1 rRNA gene is annotated in these 3,085 nt (G+C 49.3%); it reads left to right on the top strand.

Annotated features, from left to right (window positions below):
- The first annotated feature begins 155 nt into the window (after positions 1 to 155).
- Positions 156 to 3,041, top strand: a 23S ribosomal RNA gene (locus ACSSVW_RS20275).
- Positions 3,042 to 3,085: the final 44 nt, after the last annotated feature.

Below are 3,085 nucleotides of genomic sequence, written 5' to 3'. Positions count from 1 at the left end.
ACAATTGTTATTTATCAAGAGTTTTCAAAAGTAAAAATATGCCAATTAATTGAAAAATTAATCGGTATCTACTTTAGTATTCTCATCATTATTTGATGAATTAACTTCTGGCGAAGTTAACAGCTGTCACTAACAAAGACCCGTTTGGGTTGTATGGTTAAGTGACTAAGCGTACACGGTGGATGCCTTGGCAGTTGGAGGCGATGAAGGACGTATTAACTTGCGATAAGCCTAGTCAAGCTAGTAAAAAGCACTTGAGACTAGGATTTCCGAATGGGGAAACCCACCTGCTTGCAGGTATCTTGCACTGAATACATAGGTGTAAGAGGCGAACGCGGAGAACTGAAACATCTAAGTACCCGTAGGAACAGAAATCAACCGAGATTCCGGAAGTAGCGGCGAGCGAAACCGGACCAGCCCTTAAGCTTATTATGTGTTAGTGGAACATTCTGGAAAGTATGACGATACAGGGTGATAGTCCCGTACACGAAAATGCATCTTAAGTGAAATCGAGTAGGTCGGAGCACGTGAAACTTTGACTGAATATAGGTGGACCATCATCTAAGGCTAAATACTCCCAACTGACCGATAGTGAACCAGTACCGTGAGGGAAAGGCGAAAAGAACCCCTGTGAGGGGAGTGAAATAGAACCTGAAACCGTGTACGTACAAGCAGTAGGAGCCCACTTGTTGGGTGACTGCGTACCTTTTGTATAATGGGTCAGCGACTTATATTTTGTAGCGAGGTTAACCGATTAGGGTAGCCGTAGGGAAACCGAGTCTTAACTGGGCGTTGAGTTGCAAGGTATAGACCCGAAACCCGGTGATCTAGCCATGGGCAGGTTGAAGGTTGAGTAACATCAACTGGAGGACCGAACCCACTAACGTTGAAAAGTTAGGGGATGACCTGTGGCTAGGAGTGAAAGGCTAATCAAACCGGGAGATAGCTGGTTCTCCCCGAAATCTATTTAGGTAGAGCCTCGGACGAATACTTACGGGGGTAGAGCACTGTTAAGGCTAGGGGGTCATCCCGACTTACCAACCCTTTGCAAACTCCGAATACCGTAAAGTACTATCCGGGAGACACACGGCGGGTGCTAACGTCCGTCGTGAAGAGGGAAACAACCCAGACCGCCAGCTAAGGTCCCAAAGTCATAGTTAAGTGGGAAACGATGTGGAAAGGCCCAGACAGCCAGGAGGTTGGCTTAGAAGCAGCCACCCTTTAAAGAAAGCGTAATAGCTCACTGGTCGAGTCGGTCTGCGCGGAAGATGTAACGGGGCTAAACTATGCACCGAAGCTGCGGATTCAAAATTTATTTTGAGTGGTAGGGGAGCGTTCTGTAAGCCGTTGAAGGTGTACCGGGAGGTATGCTGGAGGTATCAGAAGTGCGAATGCTGACATGAGTAACGATAATGCGGGTGAAAAACCCGCACGCCGGAAGACCAAGGGTTCCTATCCCATGTTAATCAGGGTAGGGTAAGTCGACCCCTAAGGCGAGGCCGAAAGGCGTAGTCGATGGGAAACGGGTTAATATTCCCGTACTTGGTATAATTGCGATGGGGGGACGGAGCAGGCTAAGCAAGCATGGCGTTGGTTGTCCATGTGAAAGTGAGTAGGTTGAGAGTTTAGGAAAATCCGGACTCTTAAGACTGAGACACGAGACGAGCACCTAAGGGTGTGAAGTTGTTGATGCCATACTTCCAGGAAAAGCCTCTAAGCTTCAGATTATACCGAATCGTACCCCAAACCGACACAGGTGGTCAGGTAGAGAATACTAAGGCGCTTGAGAGAACTCGGGTGAAGGAACTAGGCAAAATCGTACCGTAACTTCGGGAGAAGGTACGCTCCGATTGGTGATGAGACTTGCTCTTTAAGCTGATTGGAGCCGCAGTGACCAGGTGGCTGGGACTGTTTATTAAAAACACAGCACTGTGCAAAATCGCAAGATGACGTATACGGTGTGACACCTGCCCGGTGCCGGAAGGTTAATTGATGGGGTTAGTTTTCGGACGAAGCTCTTGATCGAAGCCCCGGTAAACGGCGGCCGTAACTATAACGGTCCTAAGGTAGCGAAATTCCTTGTCGGGTAAGTTCCGACCTGCACGAATGGTGTAACCATGGCCACGCTGTCTCCACCCGAGACTCAGTGAAATTGAAATCGCAGTGAAGATGCTGTGTACCCGCGGCTAGACGGAAAGACCCCGTGAACCTTTACTACAGCTTGGCACTGAACATTGAACCTACATGTGTAGGATAGGTGGGAGGCTTTGAAGCAGAGACGCTAGTCTTTGTGGAGCCGTCCTTGAAATACCACCCTTGTAGTTTTGATGTTCTAACGTTGGCCCCTAATCGGGGTTACGGACAGTGCCTGGTGGGTAGTTTGACTGGGGCGGTCTCCTCCCAAAGAGTAACGGAGGAGCACGAAGGTTGGCTAAGTACGGTCGGACATCGTACGGTTAGTGTAATGGTAGAAGCCAGCTTAACTGCGAGACAGACACGTCGAGCAGGTACGAAAGTAGGTCATAGTGATCCGGTGGTTCTGAATGGAAGGGCCATCGCTCAACGGATAAAAGGTACTCCGGGGATAACAGGCTGATACCGCCCAAGAGTTCATATCGACGGCGGTGTTTGGCACCTCGATGTCGGCTCATCACATCCTGGGGCTGAAGTCGGTCCCAAGGGTATGGCTGTTCGCCATTTAAAGTGGTACGCGAGCTGGGTTTAGAACGTCGTGAGACAGTTCGGTCCCTATCTGCCGTGGGCGTTTGAGAATTGAGAGGGGTTGCTCCTAGTACGAGAGGACCGGAGTGAACGAACCGCTGGTGTTCGGGTTGTCATGCCAATGGCATTGCCCGGTAGCTACGTTCGGAACTGATAAGCGCTGAAAGCATCTAAGCGCGAAGCAGGCCTCGAGATGAGTTCTCACTAGACTTTTAAAGTCTCTGAAGGGCCGTTGAAGACTACAACGTTGATAGGCAGGATGTGGAAGTGGTGTGAGCCATTAAGCTAACCTGTACTAATTACCCGTGAGGCTTAACCATACAACGCCAAACGCGTTTTATGACAGCGTAACAGACAGAAGTTA

The sequence above is a fragment of the Pseudoalteromonas sp. MBR-15 genome (assembly GCF_053628915.1).
This window is presented reverse-complemented; position numbering and strand designations above follow the sequence as displayed.